The following is a 25,244-nucleotide window of genomic DNA, read 5'->3' as shown; positions in this document are numbered from 1 at the left end:
CGGAAAACGCCCGCTACGCGTGTGGTGCGAGCAAGAACCCGCCGACCAGCCGGTGCATCCGCGCGGCCTGCGGGCTCGTCCCGAGCGCGCGCCAGCAGCCGTGCACCAGCCCCTCTCCCATCCAGTAGCGCGCGATACCGCCCGCCGCGCGAATCCGTTCGACGTACACGCGCGCATCGTCGCGCAGCGGATCATGCTCCGCGCCGATCGCGAGCACCGGCGGCAAACCGTCGAAGCGTGTAGCTTCGAGCGGCACCGATGCACACAACAGCGGGTTGCCGTCGCGCAGCACGTCGGCCAAGTCGCCGCCCCAGTACAGCGCGCGATAGCGATGCACGTCGTCGAGCGTCAGCATCGGCGCGTACGCTTCCGCGTCGCGCGCGGGCGACTGCGGTTCGAAACCGAGCATCGGATAGACGAGCGCGATGCCGTCCACGTTGCGTTCGCCCGCATCGCGCAGCGCGGTCGCCACCGCCGCCGCGAGCATCCCGCCCGCGCTGTCGCCCGCGAGCGTCAGCGGCGGCACGCACGGCCCCAACGGCCGATGCGCATCGCGTGCGGCACGCGTAACTTCCAGGCAATCGTCGAGCGCGGCCGGCGCGCGGTGTTCGGGCGCGAGCCGATAGTCGACGGCGATCACGTCGAGGCCCGTATCGGCTGCCAGTTGCGCGGTGATCAGCGCATGGCTGTCGAGCGAGCCGACGACGAAGCCGCCGCCATGAAAAAACAGCACCGTGCCGCGCGGCGTGCCGTGTGCGCACGTATAGCGCCGCAGTGCGATCGTGCGGCCGCCCGGTGCGCGCCACACGGCGTCGTGCTGCACGATGCCGGCCGGCAGCGCGGCCGGCGTCCATTCGGCCGCGAAGCGGTCGTAGAGACGGCGCTGCTCGTCGGGCGAACGCGCCGCCGCATCGGCCGGATACCACGCGTCGACGGCCGCGACGAACGCCGCGATTTCCGGTTCGAGCATCGTGTGCGCTCCGCGGTCGAAGATGACGATGGAAAAGATGCAGCACGCCGCTAGCGGCGCGGCGGCAGCCCGATCACGCGGCCCGCATACGCAGGCGCCGCGCACTCGCGCTGCAACGCATGCAGTTCGGCCACGCGCGCGGCCACGTCGTCGTCGAACGGTGCCGATTTCGCGCCGTCGCGCGTATCGACGTGCAGCAGCATCTGCTCGCTCGCCGACACCGCGTCGTCATGCCCGTCGGCGAACAGTTCGAGATACAGGTGCAGCCGCTTCGCATCGTGCGCGAGCACGCGCGCATCGACACGCACCGGCGTGCCTTCCTTGATCTCGTGCAGATAGTTCACGTGCGCTTCGAGCGTGTAGACCGAGCGCCCCCGCTCGCGGCGCGCGGCGTCGTCGAGGCCGATGCGATCCAGCAGCGCATCGGTCGCGAAGCTGAAGATCAGCAGGTAGAACGCATCGCGCAGGTGGCCGTTGTAGTCGACCCATTCGGGCCGCACCACGTCGCGGTAAATCGTCAGCGGGGTATCGCCGGTCATCGCCTGTCCTTTAGTCCTCGAATCGCATCCCGTGCCGCGCCTTCACCGCGGCGATCGATTTCAGCACCTCGGTGATGCACTCGTCGCGATAGCGTTCGAGCTCCTTGATGCTGCGCGTGCCCTGCTGTTCGGTCGTGCCTTCGACGACGCTGTCGATCAGCGCGTCGGTGAGCGTCGGCGCGACCAGCTTCGTCCACGGCAGTTCGAGCGCCGGGCCGAATTGCTGCATGAAGTGTCGCATGCCCGCGTCGCCGCCGGCCAGCGTGTAGGTCAGGAACGTACCCATGAACGACCAGCGGATGCCCGCGCCGAAGCGGATCGCATCGTCGATCTCGCCGGTCGTCGCGACGCCTTCGTTGACCAGATGCAGCGCCTCGCGCCACAACGCTTCGAGCAGGCGGTCCGCGATGAAGCCCGGCACTTCCTTGCGCACATGCAGCGGCCGCATGCCGAGCTTGCGATAGACCTCCATCGCGCCCTCGACCGCTTCCGGCGACGTGCGCGCGCCGCCGAGCACCTCGACGAGCGGCAGCAGATAGACGGGGTTGAACGGGTGACCGACCACGCAGCGCTCCGGATGCGTGGCCCGCGCGTAGAAATCGGTCGGCAGTAGCCCCGACGTCGACGACGCGATGATCGCGTCGGGCTTCGCCGCGCGGCTGATCTGCTCGTGCAGTTCGAGCTTCAGCGCCTCGCGCTCGGGCGCGCTCTCCTGGATGAAATCCGCATCGGCGACGCATGCTTCAATCGTCGATACGAAGCGCAGCCGTGCGGGATCGGCGCCCGGCGCGAGGCCGACGCGTTCGAGCGCGGGCCATGCGTTCGCGACGTTCGCGCGCAGTCGCGCTTCGGCGCCCGGCGCCGGGTCCCACACGACCACGTCGAGACCGTGCGCGAGCGCGCGGGAAATCCATCCGCTGCCGATCACGCCAGTGCCGATGGCGGCAAACGTCTTGATGTCGGTCTTCACAGCCATGTCAACGCATCCTTCGAATCAGGGGAAATCGGTCGGCGGCCGCGCGTGGACGCATGCCGCCGTGCCATGTCAGTCGGTGGGTGAAAAAGCTCACGCGAATTCGGCGATCGCGCGACGTTCGAGCGCACGCTCGCCGCGCGCCGGCAGGCCGAGCTTGCGGCGGCCTTCGGCCGGCGTCAGCACGCGGCCGCCGAGGCGCTCGACGATCTCGCGGGCGCGCTCGACGAGCGTGCCGTTGGTCGCATGCACGCCGCGGTCGAGCCAGATGTTGTCTTCGAGGCCCACGCGTACGTGGCCCCCGAGCAGCATCGCCTGCGCGACCATCGGCATCTGCATGCGGCCGATCCCGAAGCCGGCCCAGTGCGCGCCGGGCGGCAGGTTGTCGACCATCGCCTTCATCGTGCCCGTGTCGGCCGGCGCGCCCCACGGAATGCCGAGGCACAGCTGGAACAGCGGCGGATCGTCGAGCAGCCCTTCCTTGAGCAACTGCTTCGCGAACCACAGATGGCCCGTATCGAAGATCTCCAACTCCGGCTTCACGCCGAGTTCCTGGATGCGCTTCGCGCCGGCGCGCAACTGCGCGGGCGTCGACACGTAGATGTAGTCGCCGTCGCCGAAATTCAGCGTGCCGCAGTCGAGCGTGCAGATCTCGGGCAGCAGTTCCTCGACGTGCGCGAGGCGCGTGAGGCCGCCGACCAGATCGGTGCCCTTGCCGAAGCGCATCGGGTCCTCGCCGGGGCCGATCTCGAGATCGCCGCCCATGCCGGCCGTCAGGTTGATGATCACGTCGACGTCGGCCGAGCGGATGCGGTCGACCACTTCGCGATACAGGTTCGGGTCGCGGCTGCCGCGCCCCGTCTGCGGATCGCGCACGTGGCAGTGGGCGACCGTCGCGCCGGCCTTCGCGGCTTCGATCGCGGCGGCCGCGATCTCCTTCGGCGTGACCGGAATCGCCGGATGCTTGCCGACCGTATCGCCCGCGCCGGTGACGGCGCAGGTGATGATGACTTCGTGGTTCATGCTGGATGCCTCGCTTGATTCGGGTTGTGTCGCATTGCTAACAGCGTATGGGCGCAGGCCATCACAGGCCGAGATACGCCTTCACGGCAGGCAGGCCGTCCTTGCCGTCGAACGTCTTGACGCCCGCGAGCCACGGATCGAGCACCTGCGGGTTCTTCTTCAGGTACGCCTTCGCGGCCTCGGCCGGCTTGGTCTTGTTCATCACCGACTGCATCAGCTGGTTCTCGAGCTGCGTCGAGAAGCGCAGGTTCGTCACGAGCTTGCCCGCGTTCGGGCAGCGCGCGATGAAGTCGGGCGCGGTGAGCGTGTACACGCGCGCTTCGCCGTAGTTCGGGCCGAACGCCGCGTCGCCGCCGGACAGGTAGTTCATGCTGAGCTGGATGTTCATCGGATGCGGCTCCCAACCGAGGAACACGACCCACTTCTTGTCGCGGACCGCGCGCTCGACCGTCACCAGCATCCCCGCTTCGCTCGATTCGACGAGCTTGAAGCCGCCGAGCCCGTACTGGTTCGTGTCGATCATCTTCTGGATCGTCGCGTTCGCGCTGCTGCCCGGCTCGATCCCGTAGATCTTGCCGTCGAGTTCCGCGCGGTGTTTCGCGATGTCGTCGAAGGTCTTCAGGCCGGCCTGGTATTCATAGCTCGGCACCGCGAGCGTCGCCTTTGCGCCGGACAGGTTCGGCGGCTCGACGACGTTGATCGACTTGCTGTCGAGGAACGGTTGCAGCTGCTTCTGCTGCACGGGCCACCAGTAGCCGAGCGACACGTCGAGCTGCTTGCTCTTGAGGCCGGCGAACGAGATCGGCACCGACGCGATCGTCGTGGTCGGCTTGTAGCCGAGCGCCTCGAACACGGTCGACGCGAGCGCCGTGGTCGACGTGATGTCGGTCCAGCCGATATCCGCGAAACGCACGGTCCGGCAGGTCGTGGCCTCCGTCTCGGCCAGCGCGGCGTGCGTGAACGCGCCGGTCGCCAGCACGGCCGCGGCGAGCGCGGCGATCTTCGTCGACTTCATGGTTCGGTTCCTCCCGGTTGGTCTCGCGGCAGCCGGTGCGCGAAGTGTGCACCGGCCTGCATCGTGGGAGTAAAAGTAACGAGCCATATTCGCCGCGAGAAGACCGGCGGCGACCTGTTCTTGCCTGTTTGCGACTATGAGTGGAAACCACTAGGTTGCGCTTGAGGCTTGCCGGACGGGGGTTTGGAGTTTTTCTGGCGTGCGGCGAGATTGCCCGGATGCGGCGCACGCCTTTCGATTCCGCCACGGCCTTGCTGACAGACTTCCGACACGTCGCCGGATGCCGTGGGCGGGCCCTATGCTGGCAGTCGCCGGGCGATCGCGCGCGGCCCGCCAGTTGCCGCGCCGCCCCGGGCCCGGATGCTGCGCATCACTGAAATGGACGGAGACGAACATGACCGGCCGTCGCGATGTCCGTCTCCGGTTTCTTCGGCCAGGAGCAATACGATGCTTGTCGCTTTCTTCGTCGTCGCCCTTTTCGCCATCATCGTGGCCATGCATCGCGGCGTGACGCGCGGCGCGAATGCGAAACTTCGCGCGCGGTTCGACGCAGAAGGCCCGCGCGGCGAACTATCGCGGCGGTTGATGCGCGACGCGGGGTACCGCGTCTGAGTCATGACGTCGGTTCGACCGAACACGCGTGCCGATCAGGAAGCGGCCCGTTCAGCCCGCCGTCACCGCCCGCACGAACGCCTGCGCGAGCACCGTCGGCTCGACCGGCAACACCAGCGCGCACACCGACTGCGCATCCTCGTCCGAAATCGGCACGAACACGACGCCATCGATGCCGATGCTCGCCATCCGCGCCGGCACGATCGCCACGCCCCGGCCGGCCGCGACGAGATTCAGCATCGACGTCTTCGGCGACACGATCCGCGCGGCCGCCGGCACGAAGCCACGCTTCAGGCACAGATCGAGCACGACGCGCGCGAGGCCGCCGCGCTCCCGATACACGGCCGACACGAACGGCTCCCGCCGCAGCCGTGCTATCGCGATGCGCTTGCGGCCCGCGAGCGGATGATCGGCCGGCAGCGCCGCGCACAGGCGCTCGGCCGCCAGTTCGACGAAACGCACGCGTGCATCGCGCCGCAGCACCGGCAGCCGGACGATCCCGATATCGGCGTGGCCGTTCGCGATGTCCGTCACCTGATCCTCGGACGACGCGCGGTCGAGATCGATGCGCGCGCCCGAACAATCGCGCATGAAGCGGTCGAGATCCGGCATCAGGCTGCTGACGGGCACGGTACTGGAATGCAGCAGCCGCAGCACGCCGGCCTCCCCGCGCGACAACTGCGCCCCTTCGTCGGCAGCGGCCATCAGCGTGGCCGGGATCGACGCCACGCGTTCGCGGTAGATCGCGCCGGCCGGTGTGAGCCGCACGCCTCTCGGTTCACGGTCGAACAGCAGGAACCCGAGTTCATCCTCGAGCTGACCGATCTGCCGGCTGAGCGCCGACTGCGCGACATGGAGCGCGCCTGCGGCCGGCGTGAAGCCGCCGAGGTCCGCCACGGTCAGGAAATACTGGATTTGCCGGAGTGATGGCATGCCGAAACGAGATGGATGAGCGCCAGATTCGATATTTGCGTTATACCGGCGCGCTCCGCAGAATGAAAGCCCTCCATGCCGGGCATCGCCGTTGCGGCCATCCTTTCGGAGCGTTCATCCTCGTGGCTACCCTCCTGTCTTATCTGCTGGTCGTGGCGGCCGGCATCAGCGTCGCGTTGCAGCAGGTGCTCAACGCGAACCTGCGCGCGCAAATCGGCTCGCCGTGGTGGGCCGGCTCGGTCAGCTACCTCGTCGGCCTGGCCGCGATGCTGGCGGTCGCGTTGCTGTCGCCTCACCCGCGCCTGAGCGGCACGTTCTCCGGCGCGGGCTCGTGGTTCAGCTGGACGGGGGGATTGTTCGGCGCGGTATTCGTCGGCGTCGCGATCCTGATGGTGCCGCGATTGGGCGCGGCGACGACGCTCGCGCTGATCGTCGTCGGACAAATGACCGGTGCGCTCGTGTTCGACCACTTCGGCGTGCTGGGCATCGTGCAGCATTCCGCAAGCCCGATCCGCGTGGCCGGCGCGGCGTGCCTCATTCTCGGGGTCGTGCTGATCCGCGCGTGACGGCGGCGCGTGCGTACGTGGCCGGCATATCGGCAACGCATGCACGCGCCGCGATGCTCATGCGTAGTTCATCATCACCGACTTGCTCTCCGTGTACTGGTCGATCACTGCGCGGCCAAGTTCGCGGCCGAAGCCCGACTGCTTCATCCCGCCGAACGGCAACGCGTTGTCGAGCAGCGAGTGGCAGTTGACCCACACGGTGCCTGCGGCAATACGCGGGATCAGCTTGTGGATCGCCGCGAGATCGTTTGACCAGATGCTCGCGCCGAGGCCGTACGGCGTGTCGTTCGCGAGCTGCACGGCCGTATCGACGTCGTCGAACGGCATCGCGACGAGCACCGGCCCGAAGATCTCCTCGCGCACCACGCGCATCGCCTGCGTCGTATCGACCAGCACCGTCGGTTCGACGAAGAAGCCGGGGCCGTCGATCGCGCGGCCGCCCGCAGCGGCACGCGCGCCCTCGCCGAACCCCGAGTCGATGTACCCGCATACGCGCTCGCGTTGCTTCGCGGACACGAGCGGGCCGATCTGCGTCGCCGGGTCCATCCCCGGGCCGATCTTCAGGCTCGCGGCGATTTTCGCGACGCGCTCGATCACGCCGTCGAACACCTTCGAATGAATGTATGCGCGCGAGCCGGCCGTGCACACCTGCCCCTGGTTGAAGAAGATCGCGTTCGCCACGCCCAGCGCGGCCTTGTCGAGATCGACGTCGGGCAGCACGATCACCGGCGACTTGCCGCCGAGCTCCAGCGACATCCGCGTCATGTTGTCGAGCGCCGCGTGGCCGATCGTCTTGCCCGTCTGCGTCGACCCGGTGAACGCGATCTTGTCGATGCGCGGATCGCGCGACAATGCCGCACCGGCCGTGTGACCGTAGCCGGTGACGATGTTGACGACGCCGTCCGGAAACCCGGCCGCCTGAATCAGCTCACCGAGCCGCAATGCGCTCAGCGGGGTGTCTTCGGCGGGTTTCAGCACGACGGTGCAGCCAGTCGCGAGCGCCGGCGCAATTTTCCACGCGGCCATCAGCAACGGGAAATTCCACGGAATGATCGCGCCGACCACGCCAACGGGCTCCTTGCGCGTATAGGCAAAGATTTCGCTGTCCGGCAGGTACGGCATGCCGGCGTCGATCACGCTGCCTTCGATCTTCGTCGCCCAGCCGGCCATGTAGCGGAAGCACTGCGCGGCCATCGCGACGTCGAGCCCCTGCGCGACCAGCACCGGCTTGCCGTTGTCGAGCGATTCGATCTCGGCGAGCTCGCGCGCATTGGCCTCGATCAGGTCGGCGAGCACGAGCATCAGGCGCTCGCGGTCGGTGGTCTTCGCGCTGCGCCACGGGCCTGCATCGAAGGCACGGCGCGCGGCCGCGACCGCCTGCTGCACGTCGCGTTCGTCCGCTTCCGGCACGCGGGCGAGCACGGTGCCGTCGGCCGGGTTCACGACATCGAGCTGGCGGCCCGACGCGGCATCGCTCCACTCGGCGCCGATCAGCATCTTCTTCGGCTTCGCGAGAAACGCGCGCGTCGCGTCGAGCAACGCAAAGGTTTCGTTCGTCTCCATGTTCCTGTTTCCCTGATTCGTTGAGTGAGTCGGTCAGTAGCGATCCGCGACGCCGTCGATCCCGCGCGCCTGCAACGCACGGACGAGACCGGCGCGCACGGCCGCGACGTCGGACAGCGCGGGGCGGCGGTGCGCGGCGACTTCGGCGGCCGTATAGGGCTTGAAGTCGCGCGGCAGCGCATCGCGGTTCATCGTCGTGAGCACCCAGTTCAGCACGTCGGCCAGTTCCCGATCCGACAGCGCCGAGTTCGACGCGCCGGGCACGCGCATCACGTACTCGCGCCCGGCCGGCAGGTGCGTGAAATAGCCGAGCGAATTCGCGAGCGGCGGCACCTTGCCGGGAATGCCGCCGCCCGTCGCCGTGTGGCAACCCATGCAGTTGAGCACCCAGTGCTGCCGTGCGAGCGCGGCATCGGCCGCGCCGTCGGCCTGCGCGGACGCGGGTGCGGCGAACGCACCGGCCGCCGCGGCCGCCAGCAGCAGCCAGCACGACAGCCGATGCGACAAACCGCCGAGCCACGACGACGCCGCGCACCGCGTGCCGTGCACGGACGCGCGCACGCCGTTCACAGGCCGAGCCCCTTGATCACCACCGCGCGCTGCGCATGCACGGCCGTGCCGTCCATCTGCTTCGCCCGCGCCGCACGGATATCGGCCGCGGTGAACGGCTTCGCGTCGCCGTGCTGCGCGTTGAGGTCGAACACGACGTAGTTCAGCACGTGCGCGATGTCGTCGTCGCTCGCGCTCGCGAACGACGGCATCTTGAAGTTGTAGCGTTTGTCGTGCACCTCGATCTCGCCGAACATCCCGTGCAGCAGAGTCGCGATCAACTGCGCCCGCCCGGCTTCCGCCGCCGCGTACTTGCCCGGATACTCGGTCAGCGGCGGCGCGAGGCCGTCCTGTCCTTTTCCGCCCGCCTGGTGACACACCGCGCACTGCGCGTCGAACAGGCTTTTTCCGACCGGGTAATGCACGGCTTCCTGCGCGTGCGCCGCGGCGGGCAACGCGAAGGCCGTCGCGGCCGCCATGCATGCAACGATGCGCTTTCCTGCTTGCTTCACTTTCATTGCTTCGCCGCTCCCAGCAGAACCGAAACCGAACAGTGGTAATTCGAATTACCGTTCGCCATGCACCAGTTGATGTCGTTGTTCAACGACAGCTTGTACAGCGGCTTCTCGCGCTCGTTGCGGTTGCAGAAGCACTTGCCGCACGACGTCTTGCCGCAGCAGTCGTTGTACGACACGATGTAGTCCGAACCGTCGTGAGGATTGCGGCAGGTGCCGATCCACGTGATCGGCGAAGGCGTCGTGCCCGGCGGGCAACTGCTCGACGTGCCGCCGCAGCAGCTGCAGAGCCAGCCGTCGATCGCGCAGTATTTCCAGTAGTCGCAGCTCGTCGGGTCGTCGCTCGCGCCGGCACCGGATGCACCCGACGCCCCCGATGCCGCATCGGCCGCATATGCGGTGCGGTCGACCGGCAGCAGCGGCAGCAGCGCCGACCCCACCAGCACCTTGCCGAGCTTCGCCATCGCGCTGCGCCGCGAACTGTGCTGCGCGACGCCGCGCGCCGACCGCTCGAACCATGAATCAAACACGCCCATGTCGTCGTTCTCCAATGACGTTGAAAAAGGTTCGGCCGGTCACGCGTGCTGCGCGTGCCCGTCGTGGGCATCGTGGCTGTGATCGCCATGCACGAACTGCTGCAGCGACGCGACGCCGCGCTCCTTCGCCTCGAACAGGCTCTCGAGATGCTCGCGCGTGTTGACGAGCCCCTTCGCGCGCACGGTGCCCGTTTCGTCGAGCAGCACCGCATACGGCAGCTTGCCGATCTGGTACGCGAAGCCGAGCTCCTGCGACAGCACGTACGGGAAGCGCCCGAGGTCGTGCTTTCGCGCGAAGCGCGTGTGTTCGTCGGCATCGCCGTCGCTCGCGAGCACGATGTTCACCGGCGTCGCCTCGCTGGCCTGCAGCGACGGCAACAGCGGCAGCAGCTTCTTGCAGACCGGGCACGTCGGCGACAGGAAGAACAACAGCGTGGCCTTGCCCATCGCGTCGATGCCGCCGACCTTCACCTGCGCGCCGCGCATGTCGGTCAATTCGAACGTCGGCGCGATCGCGCCGACCGCAGGCCCCTTGTCGATCATCAGCGCGCCGGCCGGCATGATGCGCTCGTACAGGATGCCGATCTGGCGCACCAGCGCGAGGCAGATCGCGCCGAGCGCGAGGACGGCCACCCACAGCAGGGCGGTGGAAACGGTGAGAGCGGTTTGCATCATGAATTCCTCAGGTGGGAAAGGCGCGGGACGTTGGCGAGCAGCACGTCGACGGTGAGCAACGCGCAGACGATCAGCAGCACGGAGAAGAACAGCGTCAGGTAGTCGAACCACACGACGGCGCGCGTGCCCGGCTCGACGAACGCGGTCGCGGCCAGCGCGACGAGCAGCAGCACGCGCCCGACATGCAGCCAGCCGATGCCGCGCGGGACGTCGGCTCGGGCGGCGGTGAAGCCGGAACAGCCGCAGTCGATGTCGGTATGACCGCGCAGCAGGTTGATCGCGAGCCCGGCCGCGAACGCGAGAAGCAACGCGATCAGGCCGGTCGCGCCGGCCGTGCGCGTGTCGGGAAACAGCAGCACCACGGCGGCGACGGCTTCCGCGAGCGGAATCGCGAACGCGACGGGCGCGGTCAGTGCATCGGGCAGCAGCCGGTAGCCGGCGAGTGCCTGGCGGAACGCGGCGGGCCGGCGCATCTTCGCGAAGGCGCCGAGCAGCACGACGACGGCCGCGCCGGCCTGCGCGCTGGTGGCGAGTACGGGATCGAGGGTCATCGCGGCCTCACGGGTTGACGAGCAGCGACGACGTATTGCCGACCTGCTTCTCGACGTGCTGCAGCGCGCCGGTGCGCGCGTCCATCACGACGAGGTCGGAGGTCGCCGTCAGCCCGTAGAACAGCGGCTTGTCGTCCTCGCTGACCTGGATCGACACGAGCGGATCGACCTTCAGCTGCGCGAGATCCCAGCGCGCGACGCGCTGCTTCGACTTCAGGTCAATCACCCACACCTGCGTGCCGGCGTCCTTGTGCGAGCCGTCGGTGCCCTTGTGCATCAGCACGTAGTAACGGTTCTGTTTTGCCTGCACGGCCGTCTGCTGCATGCCGCCCGGGCGCCAGCCTTCGGCACGCTCGGCGTCCGTCAGCAGCGGCCACGGCTTGCCGAACGCCGGCTTGTCACCGCTGAAATCGGCGCTGCGCACGTTGCCGCCGTAGGTGGTGAACAGGTATTCGCCCTTGTACCGCGACGCGTTCACGAACGCCGGATCCTTGTCGACGTCGATGAATGCCTCCGACATCGTGCGCTTCGTCTCCTTGCCGTTCGCGTCGAGCGTGACGGTCAGTGCCTTGCCGCTTTCGCACAGCGCGGTGAAGCGGTCGTTACCCGACGGATACGCAAGCACGCATGCGGCCGTGTCGATCTCCGACAGCACCTTCTTCGAGACGGCGTCGATCACCGTCACCGACGCGGACGGCGTGATGTTCGCGACGTACAGCCGCTTGCCGTCGGCGCTGAATGCGGTGTTGTACGGCGACGGCACGTGCTGCGCGTGCTTCGCCGGAATCACGATCTCGCCCGCGTGATCGAGCGTCGCGTTGTCGATCATCTCGACGACGTCCGTGCGCGTGCCGTGCGAGCCGCGCGAGAAGTAGGTCGTCGCGACGAAGCTGGTCTTGCGATCGGGCGAGATCGCGAGGCCGGGCGCGAAGCCGCCGTCGATCTGGCCGAGCAGCTTCTTCGCATCGGCGTCGTACACGTAGATGCGCCCGTCGGTCATCGACGGCATCGAGATGTCGACGATATAGACCTCGTGCGGATGCCATGGCGGCATCTTCTGCACGACCAGTTCCTCGGGTTTTTCCACCGCGTTTGCGCCGCCGGCCCATGCCGCCACCAACGCCAGCGTCGCCGCGAGCGCCGAGGTTCGTCGCCTTGTCCTCATGCCGCCTCCAGTGGGGATTCACGTTATGTGGGGCGACTGTAGTTCGACAATAAATCCCGTCAGCACCCGGACCGGCAACGCGTACGTGCCGATTCGGGATATTGGAAATGCGCGTGAAAGCCACGCTGTTGCGCACCCTTCCGACCCTCTGAAACCCGCGCGCGGAATAGCGCTCCCCCGTATTGCGCCGACCGCTCGGCCGGTTTAATCTTGCGCGGTCCAAACGACCGCCGGAGGCGCCGTGCTCGTGTTACATCAGAGGTTCGACGACGCAGACCGGCATGCCGAGGCGCTGCGCGGCTGGAATCAGCGTTACGACCAGATCGGGTCCGGCGCGTATCGCAGCGCGGTCAAGCACGCGGTGCTCGACGGCGTGCAGCTGTTCCAGGAAACGGCGAACGTGCGCATCATCCAGCGCGGATGTTTGCCGCACGGCCATACGGTGTTCGGGATGCCGCTCACCGGCTCGGGCACCTTCGCGTTCGGCGGTGCGCGCATCGAGCGCGGCACGATCGTGATGGCGCGCGGCGGCATACCGTTCGAACTCCATTCACCCGACGACATGTCGCTGATCGGCGTGGTCGTCGAACCCGAATTGATGCAGCAGATCGAAGATGCCGCCGACGTCCGGCTGGACGCACGCGCGCTGCGGCACGGCGTCGTCGAGGTGCCGGTCGCCGCGCGCGAACGCGCGAGCGTGCAGCTCGCGACGCTGCTCGAACGCGTGCTGTCGGCGCCCGATACGTTCGACGCGGCACGCGCGCAGTGCGCGATCCGCGCCGACGTCGGCAACGTGCTCGTCGATCTCCTCACCTACCGGATGCCCGAGCCGTCGAACCGGCTCACGCACGCCTGCCACGCCGACATCGTGCGCCGCGTGCACGACTACGTGATCGAGCACCCGGAAGCGCCCGTCGACATCCTGAGCCTGTGCACGCAACTGCGCGTGAGCCGGCGCACGATGCAGAACAGCTTTCAGTCGGTCGTGCAGACGAGTCCGCTCAACTACACGCGCTCGCTGCGCCTCGCGCAGGTCCGACGCCTGCTGCTCGACACGCGGCAATCCGACCTGCCGATCAGCGAGGCGGCCGCACGCTGGGGCTTCCTGCATCTCGGGCATTTCGCGAGCGTGTACAAGGCCCAGTTCGGCGAATTGCCGTCGGCGACGGCGCGCCGCACGGTGCATCGCGCAAAAACGCGCTGAACGCCGGCAAAAAACCGCGATAATTCCGGCTTGACCGTTCGGCGCCCGCGAGCCGGGCGCGGCCCGCGCCGGCCCGCTCGCCGCGTCGCGCGACGACCACCTGCTTCCACCCCACGCCCCGATGCCCGAGGATTTCCACTTCCTGCTGCTGCCCGGCTTCTCCGCGCTCGGCTTCATGTCCGCGGTCGAGCCGCTGCGCGTCGCGAACCGCTTTCGCACCGAGCTGTATCGCTGGCACGTGATCAGCGCGGACGGCGCGCCCGTCGCCGCAAGCAACGGCATTCCGGTCGCCGCCGAAGCCGCGTGCGCGGACGTCCCGCAGGTCGATACGGTGTTCGTCGTCGCGGGCTTCGATCCGCTCGTGTGCTACACGCGCACGCTCGGCGACTGGCTGCGCCGCCAGCACCGGCATGGTGCGACGCTCGGCGGCATCGACACGGGCAGCTTCGTGCTCGCGGAAGCCGGGCTGTTCGACGCGTCGCAGCCGCTCACGCTGCACTGGGAAGCGCTGGCCGCGTTCCGCGAGCGCTATCCCGGCCTGAACGCGACGCAGGAGCTGTTCGAGATCGACGACCGGCGCATCACGTGCGCGGGCGGCACCGCGTCGATCGACATGATGCTCGACCTGATCGGCCGCCGGCACGGCGCCGATCTCGCGGCGGCGATCTCCGAGCAGTTCGTCGTCAGCCGCATCCGGCAGCGTTCGGACAGCCAGCGGCTCGAGATCGCCGCGCGCTACGGCGTGCACAACCGCAAGCTGATCCAGGTGATCGGCACGATGCAGCGGCACATGGAGAACCCGCTCGGCTCGGACGCGCTCGCACAGGAAGTGTCGATCACGCGGCGCCAGCTCGAACGGCTGTTCAGCGCGACGCTGAACGACACGCCGACGCGCTTCTACCTGAACCTGCGCCTCGATCGCGCACGCGAACTGCTGCAGCAGACCGACATGAGCATCACGTCGGTGTGCGTCGCGTGCGGCTTCGAATCGCCGTCGCATTTCTCGCGTACCTATCGCGCACGATTCGGGATGAGCCCGCGCAGCGACCGGCGTGCGACACGCTGATCGTCACGGCTTTTGATCACAATCCGGCGCGGTATTGCACGTTCCGGCAGCGTTTCCCGCCGCTCGCTGAACAATGCCGGCAATTGATCGACCAACCGAAGCGGTCGTCGAAAATAATTTGGAATGTCGCTGAAAATATTCTGTAACATATCAAACAAAGTTAGATAGGCAGCCTAACGACACGCCTGCTGCATCTCGGCGCGCGTCGCGCCACGCAGGCTGCCCACCGATATCCAATATCGATCCGAGGGGTATGACATGACGATGCTCGCTTCGCCGTCGCCGCACCTGCCTGCCGTTCGCATCCCTTCACGCGCGTCCCCCTCTTTGCCTGCCCGCTTCTTTTCGACCTGAGATTTAGTTCTCCTTAGTCAGTCGATACTCCCTACACCGCTTCGCCGCACCGGTTCCATCGAACCGGCGCGCGGGCCGTGTCGTGCCTGCTCGCCACGAGCGCGCGGGCGTGTCCAACCGTTGAGATGAGGATCACGTATGCAGACATCACGCAAAGCATTGCCGCTCGCCCTGAGTCTCGCGCTCGGTTTCGGCATCGTCGGCGGCACCCTGGCCGATACGAAAGTGTCGAATCCGCAGGCCGCCAGCCTGCGCGAAAGCCTGACGCGCGGCGTCGCGCCGCCGGCCGCGAAAGCCGATACGGCCGCCGGGCAATTCCGCGCGGACGGCGTCGCCGTCACGCTGTACAACCCGGCCTGGCGCGTCAAGAAAGCCGCCGCGACGCCCGCCGCCACCGCGCGCGACTTCGTCGCGTCGCAAGCGGCGCAGCTCGGCCTCGACGCGGCGGCGCTCGCGAGCCTCGTCGTCACGTCGGAACGCAACGATGCCGACTTCACCGTCGTGCGCCTGCAGCAGCAGGCTGCCGGGCTACCCGTGTACGGCAGCGACATCGCGGTGACCGTCGCGAAGGACGGCCGCATCCTGTACGTCGCAAGCAACACGATCAGCGGCGTGGTCGCGACGACGCGCAAGTCGCAGGCCGTCGACCAGCAGCAGGCGCTCGACCGCGCCCGCGCGTATCTCGGCGTGAGCGGCTTCACGCATCTCGACGCCCAGCTCGTCGCATTCGTCGACCAGGCCGGCACGCACACCGCGTGGAAGGTGCGCGGCCGCCCGCAGGACGGCCCGAAGGGCGACTGGGAACTGCTGATCGATTCGGGTAGCGGCGAAGTGCTGCGCGCCGAGGACAAGGCGTTCTACGCGACCGACGGCACCGGCTTCGTGTTCCGCCCCGATCCGCTGTCGCCGACGAAGAGCAGCTACGGCAGCACCGGCTACAAGGACAGCAGCGACGCCGATTCGACGCAACTCACGGCCGCACGCGTGCGCGTGACGCTGAAGGAGCTCGCGCAGTCGGGCACGCGCTACACGCTGACGGGCCCGTACGCGGCATGCATCGATTTCGATGCGCCGCTCGACAAGGCGTGCCCGTCGCAGTCCACGCCCGCGTTCGAATTCACGCGCGGCAACCTGTATTTCGAGGCCGTGAACGCGTACTACCACATCGACACGTTCCTGCGTTACGTGAACCAGACGCTCGGCATCAAGGCGCTGCCGTACCAGTACACGGGCGGCGTGCAGTACGACCCGCACGGCGAATCGGGCGACGACAACTCGTCGTATTCGTCGAGCAGCGGCCGGCTGACCTTCGGGCAAGGCGGCGTCGACGACGCGGAAGACGCGGACGTCGTGATCCACGAGCTCGGCCACGGCATCCACGACTGGGTCACCAACGGCGGCCTGTCGCAACAGGAAGGCCTGTCGGAAGGCACCGGCGACTATCTCGCCGCCGCGTACAGCCGCGACTTCAACCAGTGGAGCCCGTCGGATGCGCAGTATCAGTGGGTCTACAACTGGGACGGTCACAACGAGTTCTGGGGCGGCCGCGTGACCAACTGGAACGTCGGGCGCACCTATGCGCAGGCGCGCGGCGCGGAGATCCACACGGCCGGCCAGTACTGGGCGTCATGCAACCTCGTCGCGCGCGATGCGATCGGCGCGCAGGCGATGGACAAGGCGTTCCTGAAGGGACTGTCGATGACCAACAGCTCGACCAACCAGAAGGCGGCCGCACAGGCCGTGCTGACGGCCGCCGCCGCGCTCGGCTACAGCAGCACGCAGCTCACCGCGATCGGCAACGCGTACAACAAGAGCTGCACGTACGGCGTGACCGTTCCGCAGAAGTCGTAATGCCGCAGCAGGCGGGAGCGCGTCGCACGACCTGCGGCGCGCTCCCTTCTCCGACATCGCCATCCTCACGAGACCGAACATGCCTACTCTGAAACCGACCCGCCTGAGCGCCGCGCTGGGCGGCATGCTGCTGACCGCCGCCGCGCACGCGACGCCCGTCTGGATCACGCTCGGCGACACCGCGTTCCGCCAGCTCCAACGCATCGATGCGACCGCAACCGCGCAATACAGCACGACCGTCGACGCCGGCAAGGCGGCCGACGGCGCCGCGCGCCGCGAAACCGTTCACGTCGTCGAGATCGACGATACCCGGCTCGGCGAGCTGGCCCACGCGGTCCACCACACGCGCGGCCACGGGCCCGGCTACGTCATTCACGATTCGTTCGACGACGCGCGGCAGGCGCTGCAACCGTTGCCGGCGACGCTCGCGAAACAGGCCGCCGCTCCCGCGTACACGGTGTCGAACGTGCCGCAGATCGGCACGTGGGTCCAGCAACTGCAGGCCAGCAACATCGTCGGTACGATCACGTCGCTGTCCGGTTTCACGAACCGCTACTACACGACGTCGCACGGCGTCGCCGCATCCGACTGGCTCGCACTGCAATGGAAGCAGCTGGCGGGTTCGCGTGCCGACATCACCGTCGAGCAGTTCGCACATACGGGTTTTCCGCAGAAATCCGTGATCCTGACGATCCGCGGCAGCGATCCGGCCGCGGGCACCGTCGTGCTCGGCGGCCACCTCGATTCGACCGTCGGCCGCACGACGGAGAACACGCGCTCGCCCGGCGCCGACGACGATGCGTCGGGCATCGCCAGCCTCACCGAGGCGCTGCGCGTGCTGCTCGCGAACAACTACCGGCCGAAACGGACCATCAAGTTCGTCGGGTATGCGGCCGAGGAAGCCGGCCTGCTGGGTTCGAAGGCGATCGCGAAGCAGTTCCGAACGCAGAATGCGAACGTGGTCGGCGTGCTGCAGCTCGACATGACGAACTACAAGGGCGATCCGAAGGACATCTACCTGATCACCGACTACACGAACGCGGCGCAGAACACCTACGTGAAGAACCTGGCTGCGACCTACCTGCCGGAGCTGGCGATCGGCACGTCGCAGTGCGGCTATGCGTGCTCGGATCACGCGTCGTGGAATGCGCAGGGGTATCCGGCATCGTTCCCGTTCGAGGCCGACCAGAACGACAGCCCATACATCCACACGGTGAACGACACGCTGGAGAACTCCGATCGACAGGCCAACCATGCGCTGAAGTTCGGCAAGCTGGCGCTGGCCTATGCGGTCGATCTCGGCGGCATTGCCGGCGCGACGGTCAAGCGCTGAGCGTACCTCGCCGAGCGGTTTTCTCGCATTCGGCAATGAAACGGGCGTTCATCCGCGTGGGTGCGCCCGCTCGAATGCCTTTTCTCCGTCGGGCTAGAATCGTCGTTCGACCACTCGCTACACGCTTGCCCATCATGACCGAACCCACTCGCTCCATCGACGACCTGTCGCCCGCCCGCGTCACGACCGCGTTCGACCTGCCCGGCCATACGACCGTTCGCTCGCTCGGCGTCGCGCAGGGCATCGTCGTGCGCTCGCGCTCGATCGTCGGCTCGTTCGGCGCGTCGCTGCAGACGATCTTCGGCGGCAACATCACGCTCTATACGTCGCTGTGCGAGAAGGCGCGCGAGCAGGCGTTCGACAAGATGCTCGCCGAGGCGCGCAAGCTCGGTGCGAATGCGATCGTCGCGATGCGCTACGACTCGACCGAGATCGGCTCGGGCGTGACCGAAGTCATCTGCTACGGCACGGCCGTGCGCGTGACGCAGGACGCGTGACGTGTGATGCGCGTCACGCGTCGCGTTCGAGCGACTTCATGTTCGTGAGCTGCGGAAAGAGCCGCATCCACGCCAGCGCGACGGCGATCGTCGCCGCGCCGCCGACGGCGATCGCGGCCGGCGCGCCCCACCACGCGGCCGTCACGCCCGATTCGAATTCGCCGAGCTGGTTCGACGTGCCGATGAACAACGAGTTGACCGCGCTCACGCGGCCGAGCATGTCGTCGGGCGTACGCAGCTGCACGAGCGACAGGCGCACGACGACGCTGATCACGTCCGACGCGCCGAGCGCGGCCAGCGCCACGAGCGACAACGCGAAGTGCCGCGACAACCCGAACACGATCGTCGCGATGCCGAACGCGATCACGCCGCCGAACATCGCGCGGCCCGGCCGCCCCTTCAATGGAAAACGCGTGAGCCACAGCGTGCCCGCGAGTGCGCCGACCGCCGGCGCCGCGCGCAGCGCCCCGAGCCCCCACGGGCCGACCTGAAGGATGTCGCGCGCATAGATCGGCAACAGCGCGGTCGCACCGCCGAACAGCACCGCGAACAGGTCCAGCGACAGCGCGCCGAGAATCGCCGGCTCGCGCCGGATGAACGCGATGCCCGAGAACACCGAGCGCAGCGTGACCGGCTCGCGCGCGGGCGGGGCGCTGCGCAGCGGAATCGTGCCGCTCAGCATCGCCGCGATCGCGAAGGCCGCGACGCTCGTGCCGAACGCGACGGGCGCGCCGATACCATAGAGCAACCCGCCGAACGCGGGCCCGAGGATCTGCGCGGCCTGGTTCGCGGACGTCGACAGCGCGGTCGCGCGCGGCAGGTCGCTGCGCGGCACGACGGCCGGCAACAGCGACGACACCGACGGCGACTCGAACGCACGCGCCGTGCCGACGATCGCCGCGAGCGCATATACGGCCGGCGCGGCCAGCCACCCTTGCACCGCGCCGAGCAGGAACACGCCGGCGGCCAGTGCCTCGACGCTCTGGCAGATCGTCGCGATGCGCCGGCGGTCGTAGCGGTCGGCCACCTGCCCGACGACGAGCGTCAGCGCGAACATCGGCACGAACTGCGCGAGGCCGACGAGACCGAGTGCGAACGCGCTGTGCGTGAGCGCATATACGTACCAGCCGATCGCGACCGACAGGATCTGGAAGGCCAGCGACGACATCACGCGCGTGCCCCAGAAACGCTGGAACGGTGCGTGGCGAAACAGGTTGGCGGGTAACGGGGATAACGGACTGGAATCGGGCACGGGGGTGGTCATCGGGGTCTCGGCGGTCGGCGGTGCGCACCGCAGCCGTTCGGGAAAACGACGACGCACGCGGGGGCGTGCGGCAACGGTGCGGACGCGGCCAAAGCGCGATGATATGCCAACCGCCGAAAACCGGCCGGCCGCCTGCCGCGAGCGCCATCGAGCCGGCGCATCGCACAAAAAAAAAGCGCGAACCGCGGTTCGCGCCAAAGAGAGACCTCGCTGAAGACGTCACACCATTCCCACCACTGCGCTCAGAACGAATGCCGCATCCCGATCCGCACGTCGGCCTGCGTCTGCGTCGTCGACGGCGTGAAGCTGTAGCCGACCACCGCATCGACGCCCTGCGACGCGCGCAGGTAATCGCCGGAGATGTAGATGTCGGTGCGCTTCGACAGCAGGTAATGCAGGCCCGCCGTGCCCTGGTTCCAGTGATGGCCTTCGAAGCGCGTGTGCTGGTAGCCCGCGATGAAGCTCAGCGCCGGCGTGAACTGGTACAGGCCGCCGCCTTCGTACACCTGCATGTGCGACGACTGGCCGAAGCCCTTGATCGTCGTGTACGAGTAGTTGGCGTCGAGCGTCAGCTTGCCGATCGTGTAGCTGGTGCCGATGCCGAACGTGCCCTGGCTGTCGACGTCCATCGGCGTGTTCGCGAACAGGTCGGTGCGCGCGCCGGTCGCCGGATCGACGGTGACGGTCTGCTGGCCGAGGAACGTGTGCGTGCCGATCATCGCGTACGGATCGAACGCGTAGATGCCGTTCGGGTTGTTCAGGCGCGTGTACGCGGCGCCGATCGAGAAGTCACCCTTCGTGAAGCTCGCGCCCGCGCTCCATGCGCTGTTGCGATGGAAGTTGCCCGCGACGTTGCCGAACGAGTACATCGCGCCGAACTTGAAGCCGCTCAGGTCGTTCGACAGGAACTTCACCGAGTTCGGCAGGCGGTCGCCGTTGAAGCGGTCGAAGTCGCCCTGGTGGATCGCGTAGCCGCTGCCCCACGCCGAGATGTTGTAGATCGATACGAGTTCGTTGGTGATGTCGAGCTGGTTGCCGAACGACAGCGTGCCCCAGTCGTTCTGCAGGCCGACATACGCCTGACGGCCGAATTCCGCGCCGCCGAAGCCGAGTTGCCCGTTGCCGAGATGGAAGCCGCTCTCGAGCGTGAACACGGCCTTCAGGCCGCCGCCCAGGTCTTCGGTGCCCTTGAGGCCGAAGCGGTTCCCGTAGGCGACGCCGTCGTCGAACTTGACCACGTGCGAACCGCCCGTGTTGTTCACGTACGTGATACCCGCGTCGAGAATCCCGTACAGCGTCACGCTGCTTTGCGCATGTCCGACGGCGGGAATACAGGCCGCGCATGCAAGCGCGGCGGCTACGGCAACTTTCGTATGCTTCATTATCGACCACCCTCCCTGAACCGTTCGATGGATAGAATCTCGTCCCGACGCGTGCCGCGATGCGCCGGTGGATTCGAATTCAGACCGCCCCGCTGGCTTCGGTATTTCGTTTTCCGCAATAACGCAGCCATTGGCGAAAAATACAAACCCATATTTCAGGCCACCCGTCTGAAGGCGACACTAAATGGTCGCCATGCGACGGATCGGGAAAACACGTAGACAGGCGGCACGGTAAATACCGGCCGCCCGGAGGGAGGGAATCAGCGGCCGTCGAGGGCCGCGCGCACGGCCGGCAGGCCCGGCGCGCCGGCCGCCGTCGTCACGCCGTCGAGCCAGCCGGCGACCAGCGCCGGCTCGGCCTTCAGCGCATGTTGCGCCGCGAGTGCGGGCGAGGTCTTGTTGTCGAGCATGTCGGCGATCATCCGGTTCTCGACGTCGACGGAGAACGTCATCTGCCGGAACAGCCGCGCGAGGTTCGTGCACTGGCCGGCGAACCCGGCACGCGTGACCGTGTTGACCGTCGCGCCGCCGTAGTTCGGGCCGAAGTACGCATCGCCGCCCGACAGATACGTCAGATGAAACTTCGTGTTCATCAGATGCGGCTCCCACGCGAGAAACACGATCCAGCGCTTGTCGCGCACCGCCCGCTCGACCTGCGTGAGCATGCCCGTCTCGCTCGATTCGACGAGCGACCAGTTCGCGGGCCCCAGCACGTGGTCGGACAGCATCCGCTTGATGTTCTGGTTCGCGGGTGCGCCGGGCTCGATCCCGTAGATCTTGCCGCCGAAACGGTCCGCGTAGCGCGCGAGATCGGCGAACGTGTGCACGCCGGCCGCGGCCACGTAGTCGGGCACCGCGAGCGTGAATTTCGCACCACTCAGGTTCGCGTGCAGCACGTCGATCGATTTTTCGTCGACGAACGGCTTCACGAGCGGCGCCTGCGCGGGCATCCAGTTGCCGAGGAACACGTCGACCTGCCCTTTCTTCAACCCCTGGTACGTGATCGGCACCGACAGGTTCGCCACGTCCTGCCGGTAGCCGAGCGCCTTCAGCACGACGCCCGCCATCGCGTTCGTCGCGTCGATGTCGGTCCAGCCGGGCGCCGCCATCTTCACGGCGTCGCACGTCTGCGGATCGGCGGCATGCGCCGGCTGCGCCGCCACGCACGCGGCGGCGGCAAGCGCCGCGCCGATCCTTCGGATTGCTGCATTGCATTGCCGTTTCATCGTCCGCTTCCTCCGTCGTTCATGAATGTTCGCACCGCCGGACGCTCAGCGCCCGACGCGCGGAAAACGCGCCATCGCCTCGAGCGTGTCGAGTTCGATGTGATTGCGCATGTAGCGCTGGCTCGCGTCGGTGAACGGCTGCCAGTCCCACGCGTGGATGCGGCCCTGCGTCGTCGCCGCGTAATGGAAGCGCCGGCGCCGCTGGCTCGCGCGCACCTGCCGGTCCAGCTCGGGCAGGTTCCAGCGCTGTGCGGCCTCCACGCGGAACGCGGCGAGCACGTCGGCGGCTTCCGGCTGCCCGGCCAGGTTCGTCAGCTCGCGCGGGTCGTCCGACAGGTGGTAGAGCTGGTCGGGATCGGCCAGGCAATGCACGTATTTCCAGTCGCCGCGGCGGATCATCACGACCGGCGCGAGCGCGCCTTCCGCGAGGTATTCGCCGAGCGCGACATCGTGCGCGGGCGTGCCGTGCAGGTGCGGCACGAGGCTCGCACCGTCGACCGGGTCCGGCCATCCGGCGTCCGGCCAGCCGCCGGCGGGCGTGGCGCCGGCCAGCTCGACGAGCGTCGGCAGCAGGTCGACGTGCGACACGGGCCCGCGCACCCGCGCAGCGCCGAAGCGGCCCGGCGCATGCACGATCAGCGGCACGCGGCAGCCGCCTTCGAAGAACGTCATCTTGTACCAGAGCCCGCGTTCGCCGAGCATGTCGCCGTGGTCGGACGTGACGATCACGATCGTGTCGTCGGCGAACCCGCATTGCTCGAGGGCGGCCAGCACGCTGCCGAACTGCGTGTCGACGTAGGACGTCGCGCCGTAATACGCGCGGCGGGCGGCGCGGATCTGCGCGTCGGTCGGCGGCGTGCGGTCGTTCTCGCAGACGAAGCGCAGCCGCTGCGAATGCGGATCGCTTTCGGCCGCATCGAGCCGCACGGCCGGCATGTCGATGTCTTCGTCGCGGTACAGATCCCAGTATTCGCGCGTGATCGCATACGGGTCGTGCGGATGGGTCAGCGACACGACCATGCAGAACGGCCGCGTATCGTGTCCGGCCGCACGTTCGCGCGCGACGTCGTACAGCTTCTGTTTCGCGGCGAACGTCACTTCGTCGTCGAAGTCGAGCTGGTTCGTACGCACGCACGGGCCGGCATCGAGCACCGAGCTCATGTTGTGATACCAGCTCGGCCGCTCGGTCGGTTGATCCCAGTCCGGCACCCAGCCGAAATCGGCCGGATAGATGTCGGTCGTGAGGCGCTCCTCGAAGCCGTGCAACTGATCGGGCCCGCAGAAATGCATCTTGCCGGACAGCATCGTCCGGTAGCCGCCCGCGCGCAGGTAGTGTGCGAACGTCAGCGTTTGCGCCGGCAATTCGGCGGCGTTATCGTAGGCGCCGATCCCCGACGGCAGCTTGCCGGTCAGCAGCGAGAAGCGCGACGGCGCGCACAAAGGGCTCGCGCAGTACGCGGCGTCGAACACCACGCCTTCGGCGGCGAGCCGGTCGAGCGTCGGCGTACGGGCGACGCGGTTGCCGTACGCCGGCAGCGCGAACGGCGTGAGCTGGTCGGCCATCAGGATCAGGATGTTGGGTGTCGGGTTCGTCATCGGCGATCGTGGGGAAAGCGGTGTTCGAATGGAACGGCGCGCCGCCTTGGCAGCGAGACGTCCGGCATGACGGAGGCGGTCCGCAGAAACTGCCGCGCGCAGGGGCCGCGCTGGCTAGAATTGCCGAATGCATTGCGCGGCGGCGCGCGAAGCGCATGTGCCGTACCGTCCGCTGCACTATCGCCCGCCCGAATTCACGCGGGTAGGCGTCCGGCCCTTATGGGGCCATTAGAGGGACTTATGTCGAAACCCGAACCGTTACCGTCGATGCAGGCGCTGCGCGCGTTCGAATCGGCTGCCCGGCTGGCGAGCTTCACGGCCGCCGCGCGCGAGCTCGGCTCGACGCAGCCGGCCGTGAGCCAGCAAGTGTTCCAGCTCGAAGCCGAACTCGGCGTGCCGCTGTTCGAACGCAGCCCGCGCGGCGTCACGCTGACGGCCGACGGCCAGTGCCTGTACGAAGCCGTGCGGCTGAGCCTCGACACGCTGCGCGGCGCAACCGCGACGTTGCGCGCGCGCCGCGAGCACGGCGCACTCACGATCGTCACCGACTTCGGTTTCGCGACCTACTGGCTGATGCCGCGCCTGGCCGGGCTGAAACGCGTGATGCCGGACGTCGACGTGCGCGTCGTCACGTCACAGGATTACGACGCGCAACGCGACCACGGCGACATCGCGGTCCTGTTCGGCGACGGTCACTGGCCGTCGTGCACGGCCGCGCGGCTGTTTCCGGAATCCGTCACGCCCGTCTGCTCGCCCGCGTTCCGCGATGCGCACCGGGGCGTCGCGCGGGCCGAGCACCTGCTCGCGCTGCCGCTGCTGCACGTACAGCCGACGCGCCCCGAGCGCTGGCTGTCGTGGTCGGGCTGGTTCGACGCGCACGGGCTCGAATCGCCGGCCGCCACCCGCGGCGTGACCTTCAACAGCTATGCGCTCGTGATCCATGCGGCGCTGCTCGGCGAAGGCGTCGCGCTCGGCTGGGCGCCGCTCGTCGACGAACTCGTCGCGGCCGGCCAGCTCGTGAAGCTGGTCGATGCGCCCGTCGTCACGTCGCGCGGCTACTTCCTGGTGCGCCCGCCACAGCGGCCCGAGCCGGACGCGACCCACGTGTTCCGGCGCTGGCTGCTCGACGCGTGCGCGGCGGCCTGACGCAGCACGCGCCTTCGCGTCCGTTCCGCTTCTCCGCGCCCCTTCCCCGCTCCCGCCCGCTGGCGCACCGATACCAGCCACACGGCGCGTTGGTTCTATCCGCGCTGAAATCGTCCTGATTTACTTGAGCCTCCCGCTAC

25 protein-coding genes are annotated in these 25,244 nt (G+C 67.9%); 8 read left to right on the top strand and 17 right to left on the bottom strand.

All coding sequences use genetic code 11. From position 1 onward, the window contains the following. Positions 1 to 13: 13 nt before the first annotated feature. The 5 genes from JMF86_RS17220 to JMF86_RS17200 form a co-directional block, all read right to left on the bottom strand. The gene (locus JMF86_RS17220) at positions 14 to 970 is read right to left on the bottom strand and encodes an alpha/beta hydrolase (protein ID WP_011547129.1); all 957 of its coding nucleotides are present in this window, start codon (positions 968 to 970) and stop codon (positions 14 to 16) included. A 50-nt stretch (positions 971 to 1,020) separates the two neighbouring features. Beyond that, positions 1,021 to 1,509 carry a thioesterase family protein gene (locus JMF86_RS17215; protein WP_006480688.1) on the bottom strand — a complete coding sequence of 163 codons (489 nt, stop codon included), beginning with the start codon at positions 1,507 to 1,509 and terminating at the stop codon, positions 1,021 to 1,023. A 10-nt stretch (positions 1,510 to 1,519) separates the two neighbouring features. After that, positions 1,520 to 2,485 carry an L-carnitine dehydrogenase gene (locus tag JMF86_RS17210; RefSeq protein WP_011547128.1) on the bottom strand — a complete coding sequence of 322 codons (966 nt, stop codon included), beginning with the start codon at positions 2,483 to 2,485 and terminating at the stop codon, positions 1,520 to 1,522. Between the two features lie 90 nt (positions 2,486 to 2,575). Beyond that, positions 2,576 to 3,505, bottom strand: coding sequence for a 3-keto-5-aminohexanoate cleavage protein (locus tag JMF86_RS17205; RefSeq protein ID WP_011547127.1), 930 nt, complete (start codon positions 3,503 to 3,505; stop codon positions 2,576 to 2,578). 61 nt (positions 3,506 to 3,566) lie between these two features. Further along, positions 3,567 to 4,520, bottom strand: a complete 954-nt coding sequence (locus JMF86_RS17200; RefSeq protein ID WP_011547126.1) for a choline ABC transporter substrate-binding protein — start codon at positions 4,518 to 4,520, stop codon at positions 3,567 to 3,569. A gap of 360 nt (positions 4,521 to 4,880) precedes the next feature. Here JMF86_RS17200 and JMF86_RS17195 point away from each other — a divergent pair, with 360 nt between their 5' ends. Further along, a complete protein-coding gene (locus JMF86_RS17195; protein ID WP_125381613.1) occupies positions 4,881 to 5,132 on the top strand; it encodes a hypothetical protein in 252 nt (83 codons plus the stop codon). Positions 5,133 to 5,183: 51 nt separating this feature from the next. Here JMF86_RS17195 and JMF86_RS17190 read toward each other — a convergent pair whose 3' ends face one another. Next, on the bottom strand, positions 5,184 to 6,065 hold the full coding sequence (locus JMF86_RS17190) for a LysR family transcriptional regulator (RefSeq protein ID WP_011547124.1): 882 nt from the start codon (positions 6,063 to 6,065) through the stop codon (positions 5,184 to 5,186). Positions 6,066 to 6,187: 122 nt separating this feature from the next. On the opposite strand from JMF86_RS17190, the gene JMF86_RS17185 reads away from it, so the two are divergent. Next, the gene (locus JMF86_RS17185; RefSeq protein ID WP_011694819.1) at positions 6,188 to 6,631 is read left to right on the top strand and encodes a DMT family transporter; all 444 of its coding nucleotides are present in this window, start codon (positions 6,188 to 6,190) and stop codon (positions 6,629 to 6,631) included. 57 nt (positions 6,632 to 6,688) lie between these two features. Here JMF86_RS17185 and JMF86_RS17180 read toward each other — a convergent pair whose 3' ends face one another. The 7 genes from JMF86_RS17180 to JMF86_RS17150 are packed head-to-tail and all read right to left on the bottom strand — an operon-like array spanning position 6,689 to position 12,185. Next, positions 6,689 to 8,194, bottom strand: coding sequence for an aldehyde dehydrogenase family protein (locus tag JMF86_RS17180; protein WP_011547122.1), 1,506 nt, complete (start codon positions 8,192 to 8,194; stop codon positions 6,689 to 6,691). A gap of 33 nt (positions 8,195 to 8,227) precedes the next feature. After that, complete coding sequence (locus JMF86_RS17175; RefSeq protein ID WP_011547121.1) at positions 8,228 to 8,764, bottom strand: cytochrome c; 537 nt, start codon at positions 8,762 to 8,764, stop codon at positions 8,228 to 8,230. Beyond that, positions 8,761 to 9,261: a cytochrome c gene (locus JMF86_RS17170; RefSeq protein WP_011547120.1), complete on the bottom strand. Its 501-nt coding sequence runs from the start codon at positions 9,259 to 9,261 to the stop codon at positions 8,761 to 8,763. Before JMF86_RS17170 ends, JMF86_RS17175 begins: the two co-directional genes overlap by 4 nt. Further along, entirely contained in the window at positions 9,258 to 9,794 is a 537-nt protein-coding gene (locus JMF86_RS17165; RefSeq protein WP_011547119.1) for a methylamine dehydrogenase light chain, read from the bottom strand. Before JMF86_RS17165 ends, JMF86_RS17170 begins: the two co-directional genes overlap by 4 nt. Positions 9,795 to 9,833: 39 nt before the next feature. After that, positions 9,834 to 10,469 (bottom strand): methylamine dehydrogenase accessory protein MauD, encoded by a 636-nt coding sequence (gene mauD, locus JMF86_RS17160; protein ID WP_011547118.1) that lies wholly within the window; start codon positions 10,467 to 10,469, stop codon positions 9,834 to 9,836. Beyond that, a complete protein-coding gene (locus JMF86_RS17155; protein ID WP_011547117.1) occupies positions 10,466 to 11,020 on the bottom strand; it encodes a MauE/DoxX family redox-associated membrane protein in 555 nt (184 codons plus the stop codon). Before JMF86_RS17155 ends, mauD begins: the two co-directional genes overlap by 4 nt. A gap of 7 nt (positions 11,021 to 11,027) precedes the next feature. Next, the gene (locus tag JMF86_RS17150) at positions 11,028 to 12,185 is read right to left on the bottom strand and encodes an amine dehydrogenase large subunit (protein ID WP_201317083.1); all 1,158 of its coding nucleotides are present in this window, start codon (positions 12,183 to 12,185) and stop codon (positions 11,028 to 11,030) included. A 241-nt stretch (positions 12,186 to 12,426) separates the two neighbouring features. Here JMF86_RS17150 and JMF86_RS17145 point away from each other — a divergent pair, with 241 nt between their 5' ends. The 5 genes from JMF86_RS17145 (at position 12,427) to JMF86_RS17125 (ending at position 18,490) form a co-directional block, all read left to right on the top strand. Beyond that, a complete protein-coding gene (locus JMF86_RS17145; protein ID WP_011547115.1) occupies positions 12,427 to 13,389 on the top strand; it encodes a helix-turn-helix domain-containing protein in 963 nt (320 codons plus the stop codon). 121 nt (positions 13,390 to 13,510) lie between these two features. Then, positions 13,511 to 14,455, top strand: coding sequence for a GlxA family transcriptional regulator (locus JMF86_RS17140; RefSeq protein ID WP_006480675.1), 945 nt, complete (start codon positions 13,511 to 13,513; stop codon positions 14,453 to 14,455). 492 nt (positions 14,456 to 14,947) lie between these two features. Next, complete coding sequence (locus JMF86_RS17135) at positions 14,948 to 16,660, top strand: M36 family metallopeptidase (RefSeq protein WP_011547114.1); 1,713 nt, start codon at positions 14,948 to 14,950, stop codon at positions 16,658 to 16,660. Between the two features lie 79 nt (positions 16,661 to 16,739). Further along, entirely contained in the window at positions 16,740 to 17,993 is a 1,254-nt protein-coding gene (locus JMF86_RS17130; protein WP_011547113.1) for a M20/M25/M40 family metallo-hydrolase, read from the top strand. A gap of 134 nt (positions 17,994 to 18,127) precedes the next feature. Continuing rightward, positions 18,128 to 18,490 (top strand): YbjQ family protein, encoded by a 363-nt coding sequence (locus JMF86_RS17125; protein WP_027807238.1) that lies wholly within the window; start codon positions 18,128 to 18,130, stop codon positions 18,488 to 18,490. A gap of 13 nt (positions 18,491 to 18,503) precedes the next feature. Here the strand turns inward: JMF86_RS17125 and JMF86_RS17120 are convergent, their stop codons facing one another. The 4 genes from JMF86_RS17120 to betC all read right to left on the bottom strand — a co-directional run bounded on the left by JMF86_RS17120 (position 18,504) and on the right by betC (position 23,958). Further along, the gene (locus JMF86_RS17120) at positions 18,504 to 19,754 is read right to left on the bottom strand and encodes an MFS transporter (RefSeq protein WP_011547111.1); all 1,251 of its coding nucleotides are present in this window, start codon (positions 19,752 to 19,754) and stop codon (positions 18,504 to 18,506) included. A 242-nt stretch (positions 19,755 to 19,996) separates the two neighbouring features. Next, entirely contained in the window at positions 19,997 to 21,136 is a 1,140-nt protein-coding gene (locus JMF86_RS17115; RefSeq protein WP_011547110.1) for a porin, read from the bottom strand. Between the two features lie 260 nt (positions 21,137 to 21,396). Continuing rightward, positions 21,397 to 22,362, bottom strand: coding sequence for a choline ABC transporter substrate-binding protein (gene choX, locus JMF86_RS17110; RefSeq protein WP_125381616.1), 966 nt, complete (start codon positions 22,360 to 22,362; stop codon positions 21,397 to 21,399). Positions 22,363 to 22,407: 45 nt separating this feature from the next. Then, positions 22,408 to 23,958, bottom strand: a complete 1,551-nt coding sequence (betC, locus tag JMF86_RS17105) for a choline-sulfatase (protein WP_011547108.1) — start codon at positions 23,956 to 23,958, stop codon at positions 22,408 to 22,410. Positions 23,959 to 24,198: 240 nt separating this feature from the next. Here betC and JMF86_RS17100 point away from each other — a divergent pair, with 240 nt between their 5' ends. Further along, the gene (locus JMF86_RS17100) at positions 24,199 to 25,104 is read left to right on the top strand and encodes a choline sulfate utilization transcriptional regulator (protein ID WP_006480666.1); all 906 of its coding nucleotides are present in this window, start codon (positions 24,199 to 24,201) and stop codon (positions 25,102 to 25,104) included. The last annotated feature ends 140 nt before the right edge of the window (positions 25,105 to 25,244 follow it).

Origin of the sequence: Burkholderia sp. E168m15 (genome assembly GCF_016586105.1) — a bacterium.
GTDB classification, from domain to species: Bacteria; Pseudomonadota; Gammaproteobacteria; order Burkholderiales; family Burkholderiaceae; genus Burkholderia; species Burkholderia orbicola.
The sequence above is the reverse complement of the archived record's forward strand: the minus strand, read 5'-3'. Positions and strand labels throughout refer to the sequence as shown.

Excerpts from the sequence above, each read along its gene's own strand:
- JMF86_RS17220 (WP_011547129.1), bottom strand. The coding sequence starts at position 970 with ATGCTCGAACCGGAAATCGCGGCGTTCGTCGCGGCCGTCGACGCGTGG.
- JMF86_RS17215 (WP_006480688.1), bottom strand. The coding sequence starts at position 1,509 with ATGACCGGCGATACCCCGCTGACGATTTACCGCGACGTGGTGCGGCCC.
- JMF86_RS17210 (WP_011547128.1), bottom strand. The coding sequence starts at position 2,485 with ATGGCTGTGAAGACCGACATCAAGACGTTTGCCGCCATCGGCACTGGC.
- JMF86_RS17205 (WP_011547127.1), bottom strand. The coding sequence starts at position 3,505 with ATGAACCACGAAGTCATCATCACCTGCGCCGTCACCGGCGCGGGCGAT.
- JMF86_RS17200 (WP_011547126.1), bottom strand. The coding sequence starts at position 4,520 with ATGAAGTCGACGAAGATCGCCGCGCTCGCCGCGGCCGTGCTGGCGACC.
- JMF86_RS17195 (WP_125381613.1), top strand. The coding sequence starts at position 4,881 with ATGCTGCGCATCACTGAAATGGACGGAGACGAACATGACCGGCCGTCG.
- JMF86_RS17190 (WP_011547124.1), bottom strand. The coding sequence starts at position 6,065 with ATGCCATCACTCCGGCAAATCCAGTATTTCCTGACCGTGGCGGACCTC.
- JMF86_RS17180 (WP_011547122.1), bottom strand. The coding sequence starts at position 8,194 with ATGGAGACGAACGAAACCTTTGCGTTGCTCGACGCGACGCGCGCGTTT.
- JMF86_RS17170 (WP_011547120.1), bottom strand. The coding sequence starts at position 9,261 with ATGAAAGTGAAGCAAGCAGGAAAGCGCATCGTTGCATGCATGGCGGCC.
- JMF86_RS17165 (WP_011547119.1), bottom strand. The coding sequence starts at position 9,794 with ATGGGCGTGTTTGATTCATGGTTCGAGCGGTCGGCGCGCGGCGTCGCG.
- mauD (WP_011547118.1), bottom strand. The coding sequence starts at position 10,469 with ATGATGCAAACCGCTCTCACCGTTTCCACCGCCCTGCTGTGGGTGGCC.
- JMF86_RS17155 (WP_011547117.1), bottom strand. The coding sequence starts at position 11,020 with ATGACCCTCGATCCCGTACTCGCCACCAGCGCGCAGGCCGGCGCGGCC.
- JMF86_RS17150 (WP_201317083.1), bottom strand. The coding sequence starts at position 12,185 with ATGAGGACAAGGCGACGAACCTCGGCGCTCGCGGCGACGCTGGCGTTG.
- JMF86_RS17140 (WP_006480675.1), top strand. The coding sequence starts at position 13,511 with ATGCCCGAGGATTTCCACTTCCTGCTGCTGCCCGGCTTCTCCGCGCTC.
- JMF86_RS17135 (WP_011547114.1), top strand. The coding sequence starts at position 14,948 with ATGCAGACATCACGCAAAGCATTGCCGCTCGCCCTGAGTCTCGCGCTC.
- JMF86_RS17130 (WP_011547113.1), top strand. The coding sequence starts at position 16,740 with ATGCCTACTCTGAAACCGACCCGCCTGAGCGCCGCGCTGGGCGGCATG.
- JMF86_RS17125 (WP_027807238.1), top strand. The coding sequence starts at position 18,128 with ATGACCGAACCCACTCGCTCCATCGACGACCTGTCGCCCGCCCGCGTC.
- JMF86_RS17120 (WP_011547111.1), bottom strand. The coding sequence starts at position 19,754 with ATGACCACCCCCGTGCCCGATTCCAGTCCGTTATCCCCGTTACCCGCC.
- JMF86_RS17115 (WP_011547110.1), bottom strand. The coding sequence starts at position 21,136 with ATGAAGCATACGAAAGTTGCCGTAGCCGCCGCGCTTGCATGCGCGGCC.
- choX (WP_125381616.1), bottom strand. The coding sequence starts at position 22,362 with ATGAAACGGCAATGCAATGCAGCAATCCGAAGGATCGGCGCGGCGCTT.
- betC (WP_011547108.1), bottom strand. The coding sequence starts at position 23,958 with ATGACGAACCCGACACCCAACATCCTGATCCTGATGGCCGACCAGCTC.
- JMF86_RS17100 (WP_006480666.1), top strand. The coding sequence starts at position 24,199 with ATGTCGAAACCCGAACCGTTACCGTCGATGCAGGCGCTGCGCGCGTTC.